11 protein-coding genes and 1 tRNA gene are annotated in these 22,462 nt (G+C 35.0%); 2 read left to right on the forward strand and 10 right to left on the reverse strand.

Annotated features, from left to right (window positions below; all coding sequences use genetic code 11):
• Position 1: 1 nt before the first annotated feature.
• The 4 genes from Q0E86_RS04745 to Q0E86_RS04760 form a co-directional block, all read right to left on the reverse strand.
• Positions 2-75, reverse strand: a tRNA-Ile gene (locus Q0E86_RS04745).
• A 57-nt stretch (positions 76-132) separates the two neighbouring features.
• Positions 133-588 carry a threonine/serine exporter family protein gene (locus tag Q0E86_RS04750; protein WP_295754880.1) on the reverse strand — a complete coding sequence of 152 codons (456 nt, stop codon included), beginning with the start codon at positions 586-588 and terminating at the stop codon, positions 133-135.
• Between the two features lie 12 nt (positions 589-600).
• Positions 601-1,350: a threonine/serine exporter family protein gene (locus Q0E86_RS04755; protein WP_295754882.1), complete on the reverse strand. Its 750-nt coding sequence runs from the start codon at positions 1,348-1,350 to the stop codon at positions 601-603.
• Positions 1,351-1,397: 47 nt separating this feature from the next.
• Positions 1,398-3,011, reverse strand: coding sequence for a Na/Pi cotransporter family protein (locus tag Q0E86_RS04760; RefSeq protein WP_295754883.1), 1,614 nt, complete (start codon positions 3,009-3,011; stop codon positions 1,398-1,400).
• A 138-nt stretch (positions 3,012-3,149) separates the two neighbouring features.
• On the opposite strand from Q0E86_RS04760, the gene Q0E86_RS04765 reads away from it, so the two are divergent.
• Both Q0E86_RS04765 and Q0E86_RS04770 read left to right on the forward strand, forming a co-directional pair.
• On the forward strand, positions 3,150-4,238 hold the full coding sequence (locus Q0E86_RS04765; RefSeq protein WP_295754885.1) for a M20 family metallopeptidase: 1,089 nt from the start codon (positions 3,150-3,152) through the stop codon (positions 4,236-4,238).
• 61 nt (positions 4,239-4,299) lie between these two features.
• A complete protein-coding gene (locus Q0E86_RS04770) occupies positions 4,300-5,715 on the forward strand; it encodes an ATP-binding protein (RefSeq protein ID WP_295754887.1) in 1,416 nt (471 codons plus the stop codon).
• A gap of 34 nt (positions 5,716-5,749) precedes the next feature.
• Here Q0E86_RS04770 and Q0E86_RS04775 read toward each other — a convergent pair whose 3' ends face one another.
• The 6 genes from Q0E86_RS04775 to Q0E86_RS04800 all read right to left on the reverse strand — a co-directional run bounded on the left by Q0E86_RS04775 (position 5,750) and on the right by Q0E86_RS04800 (position 22,460).
• On the reverse strand, positions 5,750-17,191 hold the full coding sequence (locus tag Q0E86_RS04775; RefSeq protein ID WP_295754889.1) for an InlB B-repeat-containing protein: 11,442 nt from the start codon (positions 17,189-17,191) through the stop codon (positions 5,750-5,752).
• Between the two features lie 150 nt (positions 17,192-17,341).
• A complete protein-coding gene (locus Q0E86_RS04780; protein WP_295754891.1) occupies positions 17,342-17,824 on the reverse strand; it encodes a dUTP diphosphatase in 483 nt (160 codons plus the stop codon).
• Positions 17,817-18,278 (reverse strand): DNA-deoxyinosine glycosylase, encoded by a 462-nt coding sequence (locus tag Q0E86_RS04785; RefSeq protein WP_295754893.1) that lies wholly within the window; start codon positions 18,276-18,278, stop codon positions 17,817-17,819. Before Q0E86_RS04785 ends, Q0E86_RS04780 begins: the two co-directional genes overlap by 8 nt.
• Entirely contained in the window at positions 18,263-19,561 is a 1,299-nt protein-coding gene (gene rimO / locus Q0E86_RS04790) for a 30S ribosomal protein S12 methylthiotransferase RimO (RefSeq protein ID WP_295754895.1), read from the reverse strand. The genes Q0E86_RS04785 and rimO overlap by 16 nt, the downstream gene beginning before the upstream one ends.
• Complete coding sequence (locus tag Q0E86_RS04795; RefSeq protein WP_295754897.1) at positions 19,558-20,496, reverse strand: 3'-5' exoribonuclease YhaM family protein; 939 nt, start codon at positions 20,494-20,496, stop codon at positions 19,558-19,560. The genes rimO and Q0E86_RS04795 overlap by 4 nt, the downstream gene beginning before the upstream one ends.
• Positions 20,493-22,460: a glycosyltransferase gene (locus Q0E86_RS04800; protein WP_295754899.1), complete on the reverse strand. Its 1,968-nt coding sequence runs from the start codon at positions 22,458-22,460 to the stop codon at positions 20,493-20,495. Before Q0E86_RS04800 ends, Q0E86_RS04795 begins: the two co-directional genes overlap by 4 nt.
• Positions 22,461-22,462: the final 2 nt, after the last annotated feature.

A 22,462-nucleotide genomic window follows, 5' to 3' on the forward strand; every position in this document is an offset into this window, starting at 1 on the left:
GTGGGCCTGAATGGACTTGAACCAACGACCTCACCCTTATCAGGGGTGCGCTCTAACCACCTGAGCTACAGGCCCATATCCCCAAGACGCTCATATATAATACCATAAATTTTTGTCTTTGCAAGTACTTTTTTATTTTTTTGATAAATATTTCCTTTTTTCCTGATAATACACACGCATAACAGTCGAAATCAAAAGAATTCCAAGGGCTAAAACACCCGCAATACTCAATGTTTGAAGACCCATATTCAATGTTTGTTGAGCATCCCCACGAATAGCAGCTAACATCGTACGATACATTCCACCACCTGGAACTAAAGGAATTAATGCACAAACCAAAAAAGTTGTAACCGGTGTCTTGCATTGACGTGCTAATATTTCTGAAGCTAATGCTAGGCCTAAAGCCCCATAAAAATTTGACAAAATTTCAGAGCACCCTAAATATAATGATACCTTATAACAAGCACCTCCAATAGCACCTACAACACCGGCTATCCATAAATTTCTTCCTTTGATATTGAACAGGAATCCAAAGCCTAAACTTGCAAGGAATGAAGATATCCCTGATTTTAAAATTACATATACCATATTTCCATTCCCCTATATCCAAAAATACATCACAAAACCAGCACCTACCGCAATCGCAACGGCACATAAAAAAGCATCTGCCGCTCTAGCGACACCAGATACATAATCACCTGCAATTGTATCACGAATTGCATTCGTAATCGCAAGTCCTGGAACTAGAAGCATAAAACTTGAAATAACCATAATATCCACGTTAGTCTGAGGCAATACTAGGTGAATCAATTGAGCACTAAGTGCAGCAGACCCTGCAGATATCGCATTATTTAAGAAAGAATTTAGTTTGTGTTTGGATAAAAAACAGCTCATACAACGAATCAAGATTCCAATAAAAAAGGACATCACAATTTCCAATAAAGTCCCATTAAAGAAAATTCCAAATCCAGCTGCACCTACTGCACCAAAAAGCATAGTCTCTTTAAATGTATAGCGAGACATTTTCTTAATTTTTTCAAGCTCATTTGCCAACTCATCTACAGATATAGGATTTGTACAAATACTTCTAGAAAGTGTATTGATTTGATCGATTCTATTTAAATCAACCTCTCCCGTATGCACCCTGCAAATACGTGTTATCGTTTTATTTTCATATGTTAATGAAAACATAATGCCCGTTAAAGTCACATAGCTATCTGCATACTCGATCCCCTCAAAACAACGACACATTCTTACCATTGTTTCTTCAACACGATTAACTTCCGCACCGCTCTCTACTAACATTGTTCCTGCTTCAATAATTGTATTTAATAACTTCTCAATATTCATAACAAGATTATAACAAAATCTACAAAAAAAATAAGCAGAAAAACTGCTTATTCCGGTATTTCCACCGTTATTTTATCAAGTTCTTGTGACACATTTAAAGCATGATCATTTATACGCTCAAAATCTGTAAAAATACGCGATAACATCATACTCACTTCACTTGAACACTTCTGTTGTTTTAAAGCTTGAATCTGTGCATCACGCCAGCTTGAAACAAGTGAATCAATCACATCATCCTTACGTTCTGCTTCATCCACATCATTCAAGTCATTTTTCATGTCTACACATAGTTTTTTCATATGCTCAACAATTTCAATTTCAGAAATCGTCATCTGATCCTGAAGACGTTTTGTAGCCTGATGATTCATATTCACGGCATAATCGCTAATACGTTCAATATCCACTAACATTAAATAATAACTAGATAAAGCTTGAGAAATATTCACATTCAAATTTGGTGTTGCCAAAGCCGCACTAATATATTCACTAATGACTTTATCCAGATAGTTTACAGTATCCTCTCTTTTATAGATTTGTTCATCTGTCTTATCACTAAACTGCAACAACTGTCCAAAAGCCTGATTCACATTCTCATACGCAAGTTCTAACATGTGCATTGTTTCATCATTGATTTGTTTAACAGAAATAGCTGCACCACCAATCATCTTCTTAGATTTAGGAAGAGGTTGTAAATATAATAAACGATTATCCTCTATATCTTTGTTCTCTGCAGGTAAGATGTGTTGTGCAAACTCAGCCAAGTATGTTCCAAATGGAAGCAACAATATAGTTGTACAAACATTAAATATAGTATGCATATTGGCAATCTGAGCCGACGCATTGTATGGCGTTAAATGAATGACCATAGACACCAATGGCGTAAACATACATACAAGTGTAAAAATCACCGTACCAATAATATTAAAGCTCAAGTGAATCGCTGTTGCTTGTTTTGCCTCACGACTTGTTCCAATTGAGGCAAGAACAGCCGTAATACAAGTACCAATATTTTGACCAAACAATACATATACAGCTCCATCCAAACCAATAACACCACTGGCTGCCAATGCCTGTAAAATACCTACAGAAGCTGAACTTGATTGAATTAAAGCCGTAAATCCTGCACCAACCAAAATACCTACTAATGGATTTGAGAAATGAGTGACTAATTCAACGAATTCTTTTGATTCTCTTAGTGGCATCATAGCCGTACTCATCATATTCATACCAATAAAAAGAATACCCAAACCTGCAATGATCTGTCCAATATCCGTTGCCTTTGCGCTTTTCGTAAACATAATCAATGCAACACCCATAAAGGCAACCAATGGAGCAATCGCACTTACATCCAATGCGATCAGCTGACCAGTAATAGTTGTACCAACGTTAGCCCCCATAATAATCCATACAGCTTGTTGTAAAGTCATCATTTGCGCATTGACAAAACCAACAACCATGACGGTTGTTGCACTCGAGCTTTGAATAACCGCTGTAACAAGAGCACCTACAAGCACCCCTAAAAAACGATTTGAAGTTAATTTCTCTAAAATTTGTTTTAAACGATCTCCAGCCGCAGCTTCAAGACCATTTCCCATCATCTGCATTCCATATAGGAATAAAGCTAATCCACCCAATAAAGACAATATATTTGTTGTTGTCATATTTTCCACCTTTTCATAATTACGCACTTAATATAAATTTAAATGGATTTTCATACTATCTTTACAATGTTAAATCTATGTTAAATTTATTTAACAAATCAAAATAGGTAGTATAATAAACCAAAAAAGGAGAATTTTATGCCAACAATCATCGAAAACAGAAGAAATTTGCACCAAATCCCTGAAATTGAACTCACAACACAAAAGACAGCTCAATATATTGAAAATGTATTAGATTTATATGATTGCACAATCGATCATCCTATCCAAAATAGTGTGACTGCATTCTTCGACAACAAGAAAGAAAAAACAATCGTTTTTCGTTCCGATATGGATGCTCTTCCTATGGAAGAAAATACAAGTTTAGAATTTAAAAGCGCCAATGGATGTATGCACGCCTGTGGACATGATGGCCATATGGCTATGGTTTTAGAATTAGCGAAATACGCTAAGGAAAGCGACTACAACGTATTACTCTTATTTCAGCCAGGAGAAGAAAAGCCAGGCGGAGCTAAACCTATCATTGAATCTGGATTTTTCAACAAATTTAATATTGCTGCTATCTATGGAACACATATCTATCCAGAACTTGAAAAAGGAAAGGTATATACACGTCCTAATGAAATGATGGCTGGTGGATGTGAATTTGAACTTCTAGTTAAAGGAAAAGCGAGTCATGCTGCACAACCTCAAAATGGTATCAACGCATTAACGGCTTGTGTAGAAATTCTTCAAAAATCTTTAGAACAAGAAGAAAAGACATTTGACGATGACATATTCCATTTACTTCACTTTGGAACATTTCATTCCGGATCTGCCTTCAATATCATTGCCAATCAAGCTCATGTAAGAGGATCAATCCGCTATTATGATTCAAAGGTATTTGATCAAATTGTTGATATCATTGAACAAAACATGAATAATGCAGTTAAAAAATATAAGGTTCAAGTCAACTTCAAAGTCAATCACCACTATCCACCCGTATTAAATAGTGAAGAATTATTTCATACCCTATACAAAAACAATCTAGTCAACAAACTAGAAAGTCCTGTACTTATCAGTGAGGATTTTGGTTACTACAGAAACGTAGCTCCATCCATCTTTTTCTTTCTAGGTACTGGAGACACCATTCCATTACATTCAAACAAGTTTACCTTTGATGAGAGCATCTTAACCAAAGGTGTAGAACTATACAAAAAACTATTAACGACAAAGATCCCATTCTAGTACGCACTAGGATGGGTTTTTAGGTATAATACTAATGTGGATGTGTGAAAGGAGGAGACTTATGTGGATAAATGAATTAAACAAATACGGCGAAAACAACAATATCGAAGTTAAAAAGGAAGTTCCTTCTGAGCATAAGAAATATTTAAAATCTGTCGTAGCTTTCGCGAATGGTTTTGGTGGAAAAATTATTTTTGGCATTGAAGAAAAGAAAGATTCATTTGAAGTGTGTGGATTATTAGGTGATATTTTTAAAATCAAAGATTCCATCACAAATTCAATATTTTCAAGTATTGAACCCCATATTATTCCTAGCATCGATTTAGATACAATCGAGGATAAAACTATTTTAATTGTGAACGTTCCATCTGGATGGGATCGCCCATATCATTTAAAAGCCGAAGGCGAATTTAATGGCGTTTACGTGCGAGTTAGTGGAACAACCAGAAATGCTGATCGCAACATGATCAAAGAATTAATGTTTGAAGGCAGTAATCGCTATTTTGATAAAATGGTATGTCCAGAATTAGAAATAAGTGAAAGTGACATTCAAAATTTATGTGATGCACTCTATAATAAAGCATTAGAAAACTCTAGATCACAATTTGAAAAAGATGCGGTTGCACCCATTACGAAACAAGATTTATTATCGTGGGGAATACTTACACAATCAAACAATCATATTGTAGCTACTAACGCCTATGCCTTATTAACAGGACATCCCGCATTGCCAAATCGCATTCAATGTGCTCTTTTTAAAGGAACGGATACAACAGAAGTCATTGATATGAAAGAATACTCAGGTCCTATTTATGAACAAATTGATTTTGCGTACAAATTTGTATTACGAAACATACGTTTAAATGCTTCATTTGAATCTCTAGAAAGAAAAGAAACATATGAAATTCCTGTATATGCCATACGAGAATTAATTGTGAATTCGATTGCGCACAGATCATACATAGATAGAAACAGCATTAAAATTGCGATATTCGATGACCGCTTAGAAGTAACTTCTCCAGGAAAACTAGTCATGGGACAAACAATCGAGAAAATGAAGCAAGGAAATTCTAATATCAGGAACGAAGCAACAGCATATGCATTGCGCTATCTAAAATACATTGAAAACTGGGGTCGTGGCATTCCCAGAATCTTTAAAGCAATCGAAGAATCTGGCTTAAAGCCTCCTGTATTTATTGGTGGGGAAACTGAATTAAAAGTTATCGTATATAGAAACAATGTTTTCTATGAACCAGATAAAAAAATCGGGTTCAAAGTAAATGAACCCGTTGGACCCAATGAACCCGATATCATACAACTCATTAAAAAGAACCCAAAAATCACTCAAATAGAGCTCGCAAATCAATTAAACTTATCACGCTCAACTATTAAGCGCATGCTAAATAGGTTGCAGCAACAAGAAATCGTAATTCGCAAAGGCTCGAATCGAAATGGATATTGGGCAGTAAAGGAGTAGCACGTGGCTACTCCTTTTGTGTTGTTAACTTTTGTTAAGCTTGTTGTGCTTCTTCATCTTCATCATCGTTATCAACGTTTTTCCATTTACGTCCTACGAAGAATACTACGATTTGAACTAATCCAAGAACAACCATCCAAATTGTCCATTGATCTGTCCAAGTCCAAGGAAGACTTAAGTCTTCAGTTACTAGGAAGAATACAACAGATACGATTGCGATTAGAACTGCAAGTACGCGAGTGAATGTTCCACGTTTCTTTTCTTGTTCTTTATCTTCATCATCTTTGTTCGTTACTTGTTCTTTAGTTTCATCATCATCTTCTTCGTCATCTTCATCTTTATGACGTTTAGAGATCAACAATAATAATCCGAATAATACTGTTAAGATTGCACAAATCAAGTTGATTAATGCCCAGTAGTACTGAGGTGATGCCTTAGGAGTATACTCTTCTTCAACCTTTTCAGTCTTAGGTTCTTCAGCCTTAGGAGTTTCTTCTTTTTCAACCGTTTCAACCGTTTCAACCGGAGTGATTACCTGAGGAACACTTGGAGTACGTGGCGTTGGCGCTGGAATCACAGGAGCAGGAGCTGCTGTAATTGTTAATGTACCAACAACCTTAGTAATGTCGTAGTTAGAAGCTAATGTGTTTTCATTTAATTTGTATTCAAATGAGTTTGCACTATTTCCAACCTCTGTTTGAGTTCCAGTTACATTATATGTAGCACCTTCACCCTTCACAAATCCATCACCACTTACTGTGATTGATGTACTTGTTAATGCTCGACCATCATAAGTCTTGCTTGCAGTAGCACTTGTTAATGTTACTGAACGTTTTGTGATTTCGTAAGTCTTTGTGAATGATCCTGTGTAATTTCCAATACCTTCAATAGTAATTGTTACTGTACCAGCATTTACCAAATCATCACTATAAGTTACAGAGTAATCTTTTTCAGCTACTAATTCTTCATTTGTCTTAGTATCCTGAACTGTTAATACTTCTCTATGCTCTTTACCATCATACTTAGAATCACTAGGATCACTTACTGTAATGCCAGTCTTTTCTTCTTCTGGAGTATCCGGTCCATCTGGAACGATTGACTTAGCTTTTACTGTTAATGTTCCAATTGAATCTTTACCATGTTTGTAGTTCGATTCTTTTGCACTTCCTGTCCAATTCAATTCATACGTGTTATCTGAAGTACCAACGTTAGTTTGACTACCAGTAATTGTTAAGTCTACTGTTTCGCCCTTAACGATTCCACTTACTTTACCACCAGCTGTTAATGCAGTTCCATCATAAACCTTAGAATCAGATTCAGTTGTTACTGTATAAGTCTTAGGTGTAATTGAATAAGTACGAGTTGCTTTTCCAGTGTAGTTTCCAATACCTGTAATTGTTACTGTGATAGTTCCAGTTACATTTGTGAAATCTGTAGTTGAATAAGTCACTTCGTAATCTGTCTTGGCAACTAATTCATTTCCTTCTTTATCTGTAACTGTAGGAATCCACTTGTGTTCCTTACCATCATATACTTCATCACTTGGACTCGTAATTGTAACTTCTTTATAAGTTTCTGGATGTTCAGGATCTGGTACGATTGACTGTCTAGTTACTGTCAATTTACCAATTGAATCTTTACCATGTTTGTAGTTTGTTTCTTTTGCAGTTCCTGTCCAATTCAATTCATACGTGTTATCTGAAGTACCAACATTTGTTTGACTACCAGTAATTGTAAATCCTACTGTTTCGCCTTTTACCAAGTTGTTTACTGTTCCACCAGCTGTTAATGCAGTTCCATCATAAACCTTAGAATCCGTATTTGTTGTTACTGTATATTCTCTTGGTAGGATCTTGTATGTCTTAGTAAATTCACCAGTATAGTTTCCAATACCTTTAATAGTGATTGTTACTGTTCCAACATTGATTAGATCTCCACTGTAAGTTAATGTGTAATCTGTATTTTCAACTAATGTTGTATTTAACTTAGAATCAGCTACTGTTAATCCATTGATATGTTCATTTCCATCATAGATTGAATCTTCTGGATCTGTTACTGTAATACCAGTCTTTTCTTCTTTTGGAGTATCTGGTCCATCTGGAGTAATTGACTTAGGAGTAATTGTTAATGTTCCATCATTTACGATAAATGTTACTTGAGTATAGTTATCATTTGTGTTCGTAAATTGATCTGCATTTAATCCCATTGAATATGTACCAGCTTCAGTACCTTTAGCTTCTGCAGTTCCATTGAATGTGAAATCATCTGTTGTATATGTACTTCCTTCAGTGATTGTTACATCATATCCACTTACTGCCTTTTCATTTCCATCATATTCAACTGAATCTGAATGACCAGTAATTGTTACGACTACTTCACCATCTTCAGCAGTGACTATTAAGTCACCAAACTTAACTTCGATGTTGTAGTTAGAAGCTTTTGTATTTGACTTCAATTCATATGTGAATTTGTTCTCACTTGTACCAACTTTTGTTCTAGATCCAGTAACATTATAAGTTGCACCTTCATTCTTAGCGAATCCATCACCACTTACTGTTACTTCATCTTTTGTCAATGCAGTCTTGTCATAAACCTTAGAAGCAGATCCACTTGTCAACGTTACATTACGCTTAGTAATTTGGTAAGTTACTTCAAAGCTTCCTTCATAGTTTCCAATACCTGTTACTGTTACGGTTACTGTTCCAGCATTGATTACATCTTTACTATAAGATAATTCGTAATCTGTACCTTCTACTAATGTTTTACCAGTCTTCGTATCTGTAACTGTTGGTTTATTCTTATGTTCTTCACCATCATACTTAGAACCTTCTGGATCGGTTACTGTAATACCAGTCTTCTTTTCTTCTGGAGTATTTGGTCCATCTGGAGTAATTGACTTAGGCTTGATTGTTAATGATCCATCTTCAACCTTGAATGTTACTTTATCAAAGCTTGCACTTGTATTACTGAATTGTTGTGCAGTAAGGTTCATTGGATATGTACCAGCTTCAGTTCCTTCAGCTCTAGCATAACCTTTAAATCCAATATATTCAGCTTTATACAATTTGTTAGAAATATCAGTAATCACAAAGCCTTCTACTGAATGGCTATTTCCATCATAAGTTGCAGTATCTTTGTTACCTTTGATTGTTACAACGACTTCGTTTTCGAATGCTGTTACTTTTAATGTTCCTTCAAATGTTTCGATATCATAGTTTCCAGCTAATGTTCCTTCATTCAATGTATAAGTGAATGTATTGTTGCTAGCACCCTTTTCAATCTGCATACCAGTTACGTTGTATGTTGCGCCTTCCTTCTTAGCGAATTTGTCGCCTCCAACTGTTACTGTATCATTTGTTAAAGCACTACCATCATAAACCTTTTCATCATCAGCACTTGTCAATGTTACATGACGCTTAGTGATTTCATAAGTTACTTCAAAGCTTCCTTCATAGTTTCCAATACCAGTTACTGTTACTGTTACTGTTCCAGCATTTACTACATCTTCGCTATAAGATAATTCGTAATCTGTACCTTCTACTAATGTAACTTTTGTCTTAGTATCTTCTACAGTTGGTTTGTTTCTATGTTCTTCACCATCATACTTAGAACCTTCTGGATCTGTTACTTTAATGCCAGTCTTCTTTTCATCTGGAGTATCTGGTCCATCTGGAACGATTGACTTAGCTTTTACTGTTAATGTTCCAATTGAATCTTTACCATGAGTATAGTTCTTAGCTTTTGCAGTTCCTTCAAACTTCAATTCATAAGTGTTATCTGAAGTACCAACATTTGTTTGACTACCAGTAATTGTAAATCCTACTGTTTCGCCTTTTACCAAGTTGTTTACTGTTCCACCAGCTGTTAATGCAGTTCCATCATAAACCTTAGAATCCGTATTTGTTGTTACTGTATATTCTCTTGGTAGGATCTTGTATGTCTTAGTAAATTCACCAGTATAGTTTCCAATACCTTTAATAGTGATTGTTACTGTTCCAACATTGATTAGATCTCCACTGTAAGTTAATGTGTAATCTGTATTTTCAACTAATGTTGTATTTAACTTAGAATCAGCTACTGTTAATCCATTGATATGTTCATTTCCATCATAGATTGAATCTTCTGGATCTGTTACTGTAATACCAGTCTTTTCATCATCTGGATTAATTGACTTAGGAGTAATTGTCAATGAGCCATCATTTACGATAAATGTTACTTGAGTATAGTTATCATTTGTGTTCGTAAATTGATCTGCATTTAATCCCATTGAATATGTACCAGCTTCAGTACCTTTAGCTTCTGCAGTTCCATTGAATGTGAAATCATCTGTTGTATACTTACTTCCTTCAGTGATTGTTACATCATATCCACTTACTGCCTTTTCATTTCCATCATATTCAACTAAATCTGAATGACCAGTAATTGTTACGACTACTTCACCATCTTCAGCAGTGACTTTTAATTCACCAAACTTAACTTCAATGTTGTAGTTAGAAGCTTTTGTATTTGACTTCAATTCATATGTGAATGTGTTCTCACTTGTACCAACTTTTGTTCTAGATCCAGTAACATTATAAGTTGCACCTTCATTCTTAGCGAATCCATCACCACTTACTGTTACTTCATCTTTTGTCAATGCAGTCTTGTCATAAACCTTAGAAGCAGATCCACTTGTCAACGTTACATTACGCTTAGTAATTTGGTAAGTTACTTCAAAGCTTCCTTCATAGTTTCCAATACCTGTTACTGTTACGGTTACTGTTCCAGCATTGATTACATCTTTACTATAAGATAATTCGTAATCTGTGCCTTCTACTAATGTTTTACCAGTCTTAGTATCTGTAACTGTTGGTTTATTTCTATGTTCTTCACCATCATACTTAGAACCTTCTGGATCGGTTACTGTAATACCAGTCTTCTTTTCATCTGGAGTATCTGGTCCATCTGGAACGATTGACTTAGGATTGATTGTTAATGATCCATCTTCAACTATGAATTCAACATCTGTGAAGTTTTGACTAATGTTACTGAATTGTTGTGCAGTAAGGTTCATCTGATATGTACCAGCTTCAGTTCCTTCAGCCTTAGCTTCACCTGTAAATCCAACATAGTCTTTTTTATACAATTCGTTAGAAATATTTGTTACTTCATAACCTTCTACTGAATGGCTATTTCCATCATAAGTTGCAGTATCTTCATGACCTTTGATTGTTACTGTTACCTTATCTGTAAATGGAGTAACTTTTAATTCACCAAACTTAACTTCAATGTTGTAGTTAGAAGCTTTTGTATTTGACTTCAATTCATATGTGAATGTGTTGTCACTTGAACCAACCTCTGTCTGATTTCCAGTTACGTTATATGTTGCGTCTTCCTTCTTAGCGAATTTGTCGCCTCCAACTGTTACTGTATCATTTGTTAAAGCACTACCATCATAAACCTTTTCATCATCAGCACTTGTCAATGTTACATGACGCTTAGTGATTTCATAAGTTACTTCAAAGCTTCCTTCATAGTTTCCAATACCAGTTACTGTTACTGTTACTGTTCCAGCATTTACTACATCTTCGCTATAAGATAATTCGTAATCTGTACCTTCTACTAATGTAACTTTTGTCTTAGTATCTTCTACAGTTGGTTTGTTTCTATGTTCTTCACCATCATACTTAGAACCTTCTGGATCTGTTACTTTAATGCCAGTCTTCTTTTCATCTGGAGTATCTGGTCCATCTGGAACGATTGACTTAGCTTTTACTGTTAATGTTCCAATTGAATCTTTACCATGAGTATAGTTCTTAGCTTTTGCAGTTCCTTCAAACTTCAATTCATAAGTGTTATCTGAAGTACCAACATTTGTTTGACTACCAGTAATTGTAAATCCTACTGTTTCGCCTTTTACCAAGTTGTTTACTGTTCCACCAGCTGTTAATGCAGTTCCATCATAAACCTTAGAATCCGTATTTGTTGTTACTGTATATTCTCTTGGTAGGATCTTGTATGTCTTAGTAAATTCACCAGTATAGTTTCCAATACCTTTAATAGTGATTGTTACTGTTCCAACATTGATTAGATCTCCACTATAAGTTAATGTGTAATCTGTATTTTCAACTAATGTTGTATTTAACTTAGAATCAGTTACTGTTAATCCATTGATATGTTCATTTCCATCATAAGTTGAATCTTCTGGATCTGTTACTTTAATACCAGTCTTTTCATCATCTGGATTAATTGACTTAGGAGTAATTGTCAATGAGCCATCATTTACTACAAATCTTACTTTTTCATAGTTTGCATTTGTGTTCGTAAATTGTTCAGCCACAAGGTTCATATAATATGTACCAGCTGCAGTACCTTTAGCTTCTGCAGTTCCACTGAATGTGAAATCATCTGTTGTATATGTACTTCCTTCAGTGATTGTTACATCATATCCACTTACTGCCTTTTCATTTCCGTCATATTCAACTGAATCTGAATGACCAGTAATTGTTACGACTACTTCACCATCTTCAGCAGTGACTATCAATTTACCTTCTGCTTTTGTAATGTTGTAGTTAGAAGCTGTTGTGTTTGACTTCAATTCATATGTGAATGTGTTCTTACTTTCACCAACCTCTGTCTGACTTCCAGTTACTTTATAAGTTGCACCTTCATTCTTAGCGAATCCATCACCACTTACCGTTACTTCACCATTTGTCAAAGCTTCCTTGTTATAAACTCTAGAAGCAGATCCACTTGTCAATGTTACATCACGTTTAAGGATTTGATAATTTGTAGTTGTTTTACCACTATAGTTTCCAATACCTTTAATAGTTACTGTTACTGTTCCAGCATTTGTTACATCATCACTATAAGCTAATGTGTAATCTGTACCTTCTACTAATGTTTTACCAGTCTTAGTATCTGTAACTGTTGGTTTATTCTTGTGTTCTTCACCATTATACTTAGAATCTTCTGGCTTTGTTACTGTAATACGATTTTGATCATCAATAGACTTACGATTGATTATTAATGATCCATCTTCGACTACAAATGTTACCTTCTTAAAGTTACTATTTTTGTTACTAAATAGATCTTTAGTAAGGTGCATCTGATATGTACCAGCTTCAGTACCTTCAGCCTTAGCTTCACCTGTAAACTGAACATCATCCTTAGTATACAATTTGTTAGAAATATCCGTGATTTCATAACCTTCTACTGAATGTGGGTTTCCATCATAAGTTACACTATCTTCATGACCTTTGATTGTTACTGTTACTTCAGCATTAACTTCAGTAATACTCAATTTACCTTCATTCTTAGTAATTGAATAGTTACTTTCTTTAAAGTTTTCACCTTCAGTAATAACGATTGTATTTGTTACTTTACCTTCACTTACATATGTAACGGATCCAGTAGCCTTAACTTCAGTTACTTCACCATCAACAAAGTTTCCTTCAATTTTAACATTTGGTCTAGTTAATGGAGTACCATCATAATCCTTTGAATCTGTTTGACTAGTTAATGTTACTGCACGAGGACTAATAACAAGTTGTCCATCTTCTGCAATTTCAAATTTAACATTTGAGAAGTTTGCATTGTTGTTAACAAACTGAGTTGCATCCAAATTCATTGGATATTTTGCAGCATCTTTACCAGTAGCCATTGCTTGACCATTTAATGTAAAGTCTGTTGATGTATAAAGTGTATTACTAATAGATTCTACTGTATATCCACCTACACTTTGTACTGTTCCATTATAAGGAGTTGTTTTACTATTACCCTTAATTGTTACTGTTACTTCATCCGTAACTGGAGTAATACTCAATGTACCTTCATTCTTAGTAATTGAATAGTTATTTGGATTGAACTTATCTGATGTTTTATAAGTAATTGTATTTGTTACTTCACCTTCACTAACATTTGTGACAGATCCAGTTGCCTTAACTTCTTTTACTTCATCTTTAACAAATCCACCAGTAATAGTTACATCAGGTCTAGTTAATGGAGTTCCATCATAATCCTTAGAATCTGTTTGACTCGTTAATGTTACTTTACGCTTAGAAATTGTTAGTTTTCCATTAATCTTATTTACGATTACTTTATCCGTTACATCAACACCGCCTTTAGTAACTTTTGCTGTACCAGTAATTTCAGTATTATAAGTACCAAAATCTTTACCTTTAGCTTCTGCTGTTAAACCAGTTACTTCATATCCAGCAGTAACATCTTTAATTCCTTCAACCTTCTGTACTTCACCATTATATTGAAGTGTATTACTATTTGCGGTAACTTTAATCACAGTTTTCTTTACCCAAGTCGCATATAAATCATTACTTGAATCTGCATTCACTCTGACTTTTTCACCAACTGCATATTTAGCATTACCCTTTTGAGCATCTTCCATTGATGTTGCCCAACCAGCAAAGTAGTAATCTTCACCTGGAGCTGAATAATGTAAATTAGATGTACTTTCTAAAGCAACTTCAACGTTATTCAAAATCGCAACGCTCTGATCTTCACCATTACCATTACCAGGATGATAAGTTAAGATTGCTGAAGTTTCTGAATCACCAAATACAGCTGTTAAAGTAATCACATTCTTGTCATCTGCCAAATCTTTATTTACTTCAAAGTTTTGACCAGGTTGATATACATTACCATCTAATTGCCAACCTAAGAATTTCTTACCTTCTTTTGTCACACCATTAGCAACTGTAGCTTTAGCACCACCCGCATAAACATTGTTATCTTTTGGAGCCTCTACACCATCTGCTACATACTTAACTTTAAGCTCACCATTGTATAACCACTTACCAATAACGTTAGTATCTTTCAAAATAGCATCATTCGCATTGAATGCTACATTTGTCATATGACCATTTTCATCTGCTACATACCAACCTGCAAATGAATAACCTTCAATTGCAGAAGCACTTGGCAATACTGTACTTGCGATTGTACCAGCTGCAACTTTTTTAGTACCCTTAACTACATCCCCTTCAGGATTGTTCAAGTTATATGTTAAGCTAATCTTCTTAGCTGTCCATTTTGCGTATAATGTAACATTCTGTGCTGGCATTGTCTTTCCATTAAAGACATATTTTTCACCTTCACAAAGTTCATTATCGTACCAACCATCAAATTCATAATAATCTGGTAGTGAACTTGGTCTTGCAGGAGTATAGTTTTCATTTGAAATACTTTGCTCATATTTCTTAGAAACTGTCTTGTCTTGTTTACCATTGTTAATAAACCTTAAGCTATATGAATTACGAGTATAATAGAACTTAGAATTATTGTACTCGCCATCTACACCAGGATTTCCATGAGAATATGTAAATCCTGTAATCGCATAACAATCCTCTTTACCAATAGTTAGATAATAACTACTAGACTTAATCACATCTGTATGATGCAATTCATAATTCGTATCTTCTATATTTCTCACGTAATAATATGCTTTATGAGTGTAATAACCACTTGTACTCCATAATGTAGAGTCTTTCATTGGCATTGAGCTCGTAAAAGCTAGATACCTACTACTTGAAATCTGCCAGTTACCATTTCCATCATATGTAGGCCATTCTTCTTTTGAAATACTTTGACCCCATTTTTTAGTGATAGTTGTATAATCTTTTCTTGAATTACTTCTTTCTTTAAAATGCATTGTATACATTTTTCTCTTGTAGTATACATTTACAATTGTTGAACCATCACCCTTGATTGTTTTTTGTTCAATTGTAGTTGCAGTAAAGACTTTATCACTCGTATCTTCACCATGAATGTTCTTACCCTTTATCGTATAGGACTTTGCTGCAGCTGTTGTTGTTGCACCAGTCAAACCCTGTAATTCTTGAGATTCATGGAATGAGTATTCATCATTATCTGCATTTTCCCACCAGTGAATAACTGTGTAACTAACTTTTGCTGCTTTCCAATGAGCTGTTAAAGTCATTGGAGAAGTAACTGTTGCACCATTCTCTACTTTAGTTAAACCATTGTACCAACCATCAAATGAATAACCTGGCTTTGTAGGAGTTGTAGATTTATCTAGGACTAGATTGTCACCGTGTAATACGAATTGAGAATCAACAATAGATCCACCATCTGAATTAAATGAAACCCAATAACCTTCTTTAATAATTGCGTATACATTTACAGAAGTTTGATCTGCTGGAACTGAAATCTTATCTGCAATATTTGTAGTTCCATTTGCTTCAGCTGCCCAACCAACTAATTTATGAGTTGAATCTACTTCATAAGATACAGCTGTAAAATTATGTGCTTTATGATCTCCAACTTTTTCTGTACGCATAATTTGTGATCCATCTGGATTTAAGAAGTATACATATAATGCTGCTTCATATCTAGCTGTAATTGTACGTGTTGTAGTTTCAGTAATTTCTGCTTGTTTACCAAAACCTGTAAATGAATTACCAGCTTCATCAACCCAACCTACAAATGCTTGTCCAATCATATCTGGAGCTGTAGGAGCAATTAATGTATCCCCAGACTTAACAATCTGTGTACTTACTTTTGTGCCATTCGCAACAAAGTTGAATGTTGTTAATGGGACTTGATTTTCATTCGTAATAACATAAATTGAGAAGTGATCTGCATCAAAGCTCTGTGCATTTGTAGCTACTTCAGTTACTGTACTTGCATCATTAGTAACATGGTAAACATTTGTTTCTTGAGCTGTAGTTGCTACATTTTCAAAACTGATATTAACAAATCCATTTGGTTGAATTTCAACACCATCTTTACTTTGAATCGTAACATCTAATGCCACAGCTGATTCAACTTCCATATTCTTTTCAGAAACTGTTTCTTCAACTGCATTTAAGATAGCCTTTCTTGTGATACGTTTTACAACAAGTTTAGAATCTCTTGGTAAAACACCCTCAGCTGCTGTCGCATGAACAACTACATCACCAGCCATCTCACTTTGATCAAACGCCGGATACTCAACTAATTCCTCTTTGACTTCCGGGTCTGCCTCAGCATCGTCTTCATTCTTTTCTTCCGTCTTAGCAGGTTCAGTTGTTTGATTCTCTGTTTCAGTAATCACTTTCTTATAAACAAATTGAACACTCGCAAGATCTGAAGTCACACTTAGACTTGCCTGATCAGCACTCACTGTTTGCGAATTATTGACAATTACATCTTTTAATGTATAACCATCAAAATTCAACATAACACTACTATCTGTATTTAAGCCGTAATTTAAATCAAAATCACGATATGTAGCTGCCTGTAAAATTGTTCCATCTTCAGCCACATAGCTTAACTCTACAGATTTCGTTTCTGGCACTGCATCCTCATTTGCAACCTCTTCTTGTACTTCACTATTATTTTCTACAGTCGTAGTTTGTTCCTGTTGTGGTTCAACAGGCTCTTCTTCTGCATTTACATAGTAAGAGTTTGCTAGTCCAAACTGGATTGCCATCGCAAATGATAATACAATTGCTGCCGCTCTCTTCAAGTTTTTCAACATACAAAGCCCTCCTTTTTGATATGGTTGTAATCCCTTTCATTATCTGATTTTAGTATAGGCTCTGTAAGGTTATAGATCGGTTATATAATTTAAAAATCATCTTTTTTCTAAAAAAAGATCTATTGCCCTTATGACAATAGATCCATTTCACTATTTTCCTGAACTTCCAAGTTTCCCAGCCATTCTTTCAGACTCCATAGACTGAAGCTCTTCAAAACTAATTTCTTCACTCTCTAATTGAGGCATACGCAATAATACACCCTGACAAATTGCTTTTTCGTAAGGATAAATGATCGCATCTTCCTTATATTCTACATCTTGCTTTTTAATCACAACACGCTTTGTATTCAAGTTTGTCACTGGAGCCATATATTCTCCACGATAACCCGAATCAATCACACCACTTCTTTGCGCAATTCCCTTTGTTCCTGTAGAACCACGTTCTTTTAAAATCATCACAAACTCAGGATCAAATGCACTCGCAACACCTAATGGAACTAATTTTGTTTCATGAGGTTCAATTACCATATAATCCTCATCGAAGCATGGATACAAATCATACCCTGCATCTTCATAACGCTTTTGTGGCACCTTAGCATCCGGCTTAACCTTTGCCCAATATAATTTATTCATAAATCTCCTTCTTATATATTTCAATCAATTGTTCTAATGAAAACCTAGCATTTGCACTGGAAGTCGAAGGACAATACACCGTTTGAATATTCGGAAAATATTTCTGCATCGTATTATAACTTGTTCTTCCATTACAAATGACCTTTTCAATATTCTTATATCTATTCAACAATTCCTGTATATCATTTGGCTCTATATCTTTGATTTCACTATCCGCACTCGTCTTTCTTATACACGAATGACAAATATCCCAAAGTGCAATATGTGATGTTTTTAATAATTTTATCTTATCGTTCTCTTGATAAATTGCTTCTAAGACTTTCCAAAATCGGTTTGTCTTATTCGCATAATACATCTGTTCTTTTAAACTAATGACACTTGGCATTGAACCCAAAATCAATACTCTAGAATCTTTAAATACAATGGGATCCAATCCAACTATTCGCTTACACATGTTCCATAAACATCATAAGACTTGGCATCTGTGATCTTTACCTTCACAAAAGTACCCAACTCTAATGGTTCTTCACTTGTAAAGATGACTTGACCATCCACTTCATCCGGTGCATCCGCAGCACTTCTTCCACGATAACGATCCACCAAACCTTCTTTTTCCTCAACTAGAACTTCTATGACCTTACCAATCTTTTCTTGATTCTTTTCTTTTGAAATTTCTTCCTGCACAGCCATCAATCTAGCCAAACGATCATTTTGAACTTCTTCATCAATCTGACCATCCATATCATAAGCAGGTGTATCTTCTTCCTTCGAATATGTGAAAGCACCCATACGATCCCATTTTATTTCCTTGATGAAATCTACAAGTTCCTCAAATTCTTCTTCCGTTTCTGTAGGGAAACCAACAATCATAGTTGTACGCAAAGTCGCATTTGGAAACATCGTATGAATCTTATCCACAACCTTTAATACATCCTCTTTTGGACCTCTACGATTCATTAATTTCAATAAACGATTGTTCGCATGCTGCATTGGAATATCAAAATAAGGTACGATTTTTTCACTTTCGCTCATAGCCTGCAATACATCATCCACAATTTCATCGGGATACATATATAGAACACGAATCCAATGTAAACCTTCTACCTTTGATACTTGTCTCAATAATTCAGGAAGCATCAATTCACCATAATTATCCAAACCATATTTTGTAGTATCTTGCGCAATCAATGTTAATTCCTTAACACCAATACTTGCCAAATGATTGACTTCTTCCATAATATCCTCAATTGTACGTGACTTTTGATCTCCACGAATCAAAGGTATTGCACAATAGGCACAACGATTGGAACAACCATCACTAATTTTTACATAAGCCTGCCAAGGATTCCCCGAAATCACTCGTTCAGCCTTATCCAATAATGTATCTGAACCCAAAATTTTTTGTAGTTGACTTGCCAAAGTATCATATTCACGAATCGGGATAACCGCATCAATTTCAGGAATTTCTTCCCTTAATGTATCTGTATATCTTTGTGCTAAACAACCACACACAATCAACTTCTCTAAGTTACGCTCTTTATATTGCGCCATCTTAAAAATTGTATTAATACTTTCTTCTTTGGCACTTTCAATAAAACCACAAGTATTCACAATAATAGCCTGTGCATCTTTTGGATTAGCCACAATCTCATGGCCACCCCTTTTGATCATACCCATGATTTGTTCTGAATCCACCAAGTTTTTACAACATCCCAACGATACAAAACCTATTTTCATTCTTCATCTTCTCCTTTTCGATGATAAATCATACGACCTTCTAACGCAAAAACACGAGGTCCAAAATGGCCCGGCTGCGTTGTATCTAAACTTTGCTTCATCATATACATACGAGCATCTAGATTATCTAACAAAGTCAATACTTCTGCTTCTGGAATCATTGGAAGTACTGGAGATCCAAATTCCATCTTTCCATGATGTGATAAAACCATGTGTTTCAATAGTAAAACAATCTCTTTATCATTTACACCTAGCTTTTCAGCTACACGATCCAAACGATTATTCATAATACTGATGTGCCCCAACAAATTCCCCTCATTTGTATATTCAGGAAGTACTGGACCACTCAACTCATCAATTTTACCAATATCATGCATCAAGATACCTGCAATCAACAAACTTTTATCCAAGAATGAATATTGTCTACAAACATCCAATCCAACACGCGCCATACTAATAGAATGATAGGCTAGGCCTCCTACAAAATTATGGTGATTTCTTGTAGCAGCCGGATATGTATAGAATAAATCTTTTGTTTCTTCTAAAACCTCTTCAACAACACAATATAAATTTGAATCTGTGATTTCATTCATCAATGATTTTACTTCTTCTTCCATCTCAGCACGAGTCATAGGAGCAAGTCTTACATAATTAGAAATATCTTCATCCTCTAAGACCGTCATCTTTCTTACACGCAACTGAACTGCATTTCTATGAATGATAGAATCTCCAATCACTTCTACAACTTGTCCAGCTTTATATTGTTCAATCTGCTCATTCGTTAAATTCCAAAATTTTGCATCCAATACACCCGTTGCATCCTCTAAAATCAAAGACAAATAAGGCGTATCCTTCACGGTTTTTCCCTTGTCACATTTTGAAATCAAACACTTAACATTTACTTTTTGTTCCTGTGTAATCTCATTAATTCTCATTCATTTTCCCCTTTCAAAACTTCTTTTATAGCCGATATATTAAACCCTTTACGAACACAATACGTTTGAATTTTTTGATTTCTCTTTGGCTGATCAAACGTTGCATATAAACGCTTTGCTTTCGCAATCGTTCTTTGTAATGCCTCATCATCATTTTCATCCAATTCAATCGACTCTGAGACTTGTTTGGCAATCTCAAACGAATATCCCTTCGTAACCAATTTATTGACTAAAGTCTGTCTTTGCATACGACTCGACTGTTCCTTGATCGAATGCGTTAAGCGACGCGCTAACTTAGTCGCATTGCTACGCTCTGTTTCTTCATCAAGATTTATCAAAGCCGCATCAATCATATCCTCATCAATACCTGCTTTTTTTAACTTTGAATAAATTTGCATTTTAGGCTGACCATACGAATGCCATGCTTGCGCCTTATCAAATGCATAATCTTTATCATCAATCCAATGACGTTGAATAAATTCATTTACGATTTCTTGTGCTTGATCTTCATCCAAGCTCAAATATTGCTTACCATACTGCACCATCTGATAAGACGTATAATCATTTGAAAAAACTCTTTTCTTCATCAATTCAAACGCTTTATAGAATAACTGCATATCCAAATAATTGTCAATCAAATAAGCATCTAACATTGTATCCTTTGTGATCTTCAAATCAAAGAAATCATCTGTAGGAATCATTACTTTAATTGGTTCATTATCGCAATCACGAACTACAGTTAAACGAACAAAATCATCCACCATGCGAATACGTTCCACATGATATGCACGTTTATAATCATCGATTGCCTGATTGTACACACTCAATGCTTTATGTGCAAACATACTCTCTGTATAAGGAGCTGTTTTTGAAACACAATAATCCCTTAATGCATCTCTTTCTTCCTTAGATTTACTAAAGAAAGCATCCCACTTTTGACTTAGTTCATTGGCATCATCAAAATAGTATCCAGACTTTCCTTCATCCACCAAATCTTTCAACACTTCATCACGACGACCAAAGACTAAAAGTCCACTAGCCAATGCCTCAATATATGTCATACCCTGTGTTTCAGAAAGACTTGCCGACACAAAACAATCAAAAGCCGCATAATAATAGGCAATATTTTCCTTAGGAATCTTACCTGTAAAATGTACACGATCCTCAACATTATATTTCTTTGTTAGATCCTTGTAATATTCCATATCCGTACCACCACCTACAATGACTAAATGTAAGTGTGGATCCTTATTTTTACAAATCGCTTCGATGGGAATCTCAATCGCCTTTTCCTTGGCAATACGCCCTACAAAGACAACAATATGATCTTCTTGGCTAAAGCCCAACTCTTCACGAATCCTTTGGACTCTTGTTTCATCCAAATTTTTACGATCATATTCCGATAAATCTAAACCCGTTGGAACAATATATATAGGTGCAATCACACCATATTGAATCAATGCCTGCTTTGTCTTTTCACTAGGTGCAATAACAGCTTGAGAACCGTTGGCCATGACACGTGAAAATGCACGAATAAAGCTTTTCCCTAATTTTTCTACCGAATCAAATTCAAGTGGATTAAAATAATGCGTATAATCCTCATACATTGTATGATACGTATACACAATTGGAATATGTAATGCCTTAGCCATTTGACGACCAAACATACCTACGCCTGCCTCAGTTTGAATATGAATCACATCTAGATCCATCTTTTCTATATAGGCATCTGCCGTAAATTGTACTGGGCTTGACATTTTATATCCATAAAACTTTTTGATTTCAAGACCCGGCAAACGAAGAATATGCCCATCTTCATCTTCCGCAATTTTTACTCCCTTATGATTTGTGATAATAAACACAGTGTGTCCTAACTCTTCTAAAGCGTGTTTAAGGGTTGCCACACTTGAAACAACCCCATTAATATCTGGTAAATATGCATCTGTAAACAATCCAATTCGCATAT

Origin of the sequence: uncultured Holdemanella sp. (assembly GCF_934754935.1) — a bacterium.
Taxonomy (GTDB): domain Bacteria; phylum Bacillota_I; class Bacilli_A; order Erysipelotrichales; family Erysipelotrichaceae; genus Holdemanella.

What these genes read in the sequence shown, in the direction of transcription:
- Q0E86_RS04795 (WP_295754897.1), bottom strand. Translation starts at nt 20,496, where the DNA reads ATGAGAATTAATGAGATTACACAGGAACAAAAAGTAAATGTTAAGTGT.
- Q0E86_RS04780 (WP_295754891.1), bottom strand. Translation starts at nt 17,824, where the DNA reads ATGAATAAATTATATTGGGCAAAGGTTAAGCCGGATGCTAAGGTGCCA.
- Q0E86_RS04785 (WP_295754893.1), bottom strand. Translation starts at nt 18,278, where the DNA reads ATGTGTAAGCGAATAGTTGGATTGGATCCCATTGTATTTAAAGATTCT.
- Q0E86_RS04800 (WP_295754899.1), bottom strand. Translation starts at nt 22,460, where the DNA reads ATGCGAATTGGATTGTTTACAGATGCATATTTACCAGATATTAATGGG.
- rimO (WP_295754895.1), bottom strand. Translation starts at nt 19,561, where the DNA reads ATGAAAATAGGTTTTGTATCGTTGGGATGTTGTAAAAACTTGGTGGAT.
- Q0E86_RS04770 (WP_295754887.1), top strand. Translation starts at nt 4,300, where the DNA reads ATGTGGATAAATGAATTAAACAAATACGGCGAAAACAACAATATCGAA.
- Q0E86_RS04750 (WP_295754880.1), bottom strand. Translation starts at nt 588, where the DNA reads ATGGTATATGTAATTTTAAAATCAGGGATATCTTCATTCCTTGCAAGT.
- Q0E86_RS04755 (WP_295754882.1), bottom strand. Translation starts at nt 1,350, where the DNA reads ATGAATATTGAGAAGTTATTAAATACAATTATTGAAGCAGGAACAATG.
- Q0E86_RS04765 (WP_295754885.1), top strand. Translation starts at nt 3,150, where the DNA reads ATGCCAACAATCATCGAAAACAGAAGAAATTTGCACCAAATCCCTGAA.
- Q0E86_RS04775 (WP_295754889.1), bottom strand. Translation starts at nt 17,191, where the DNA reads ATGTTGAAAAACTTGAAGAGAGCGGCAGCAATTGTATTATCATTTGCG.
- Q0E86_RS04760 (WP_295754883.1), bottom strand. Translation starts at nt 3,011, where the DNA reads ATGACAACAACAAATATATTGTCTTTATTGGGTGGATTAGCTTTATTC.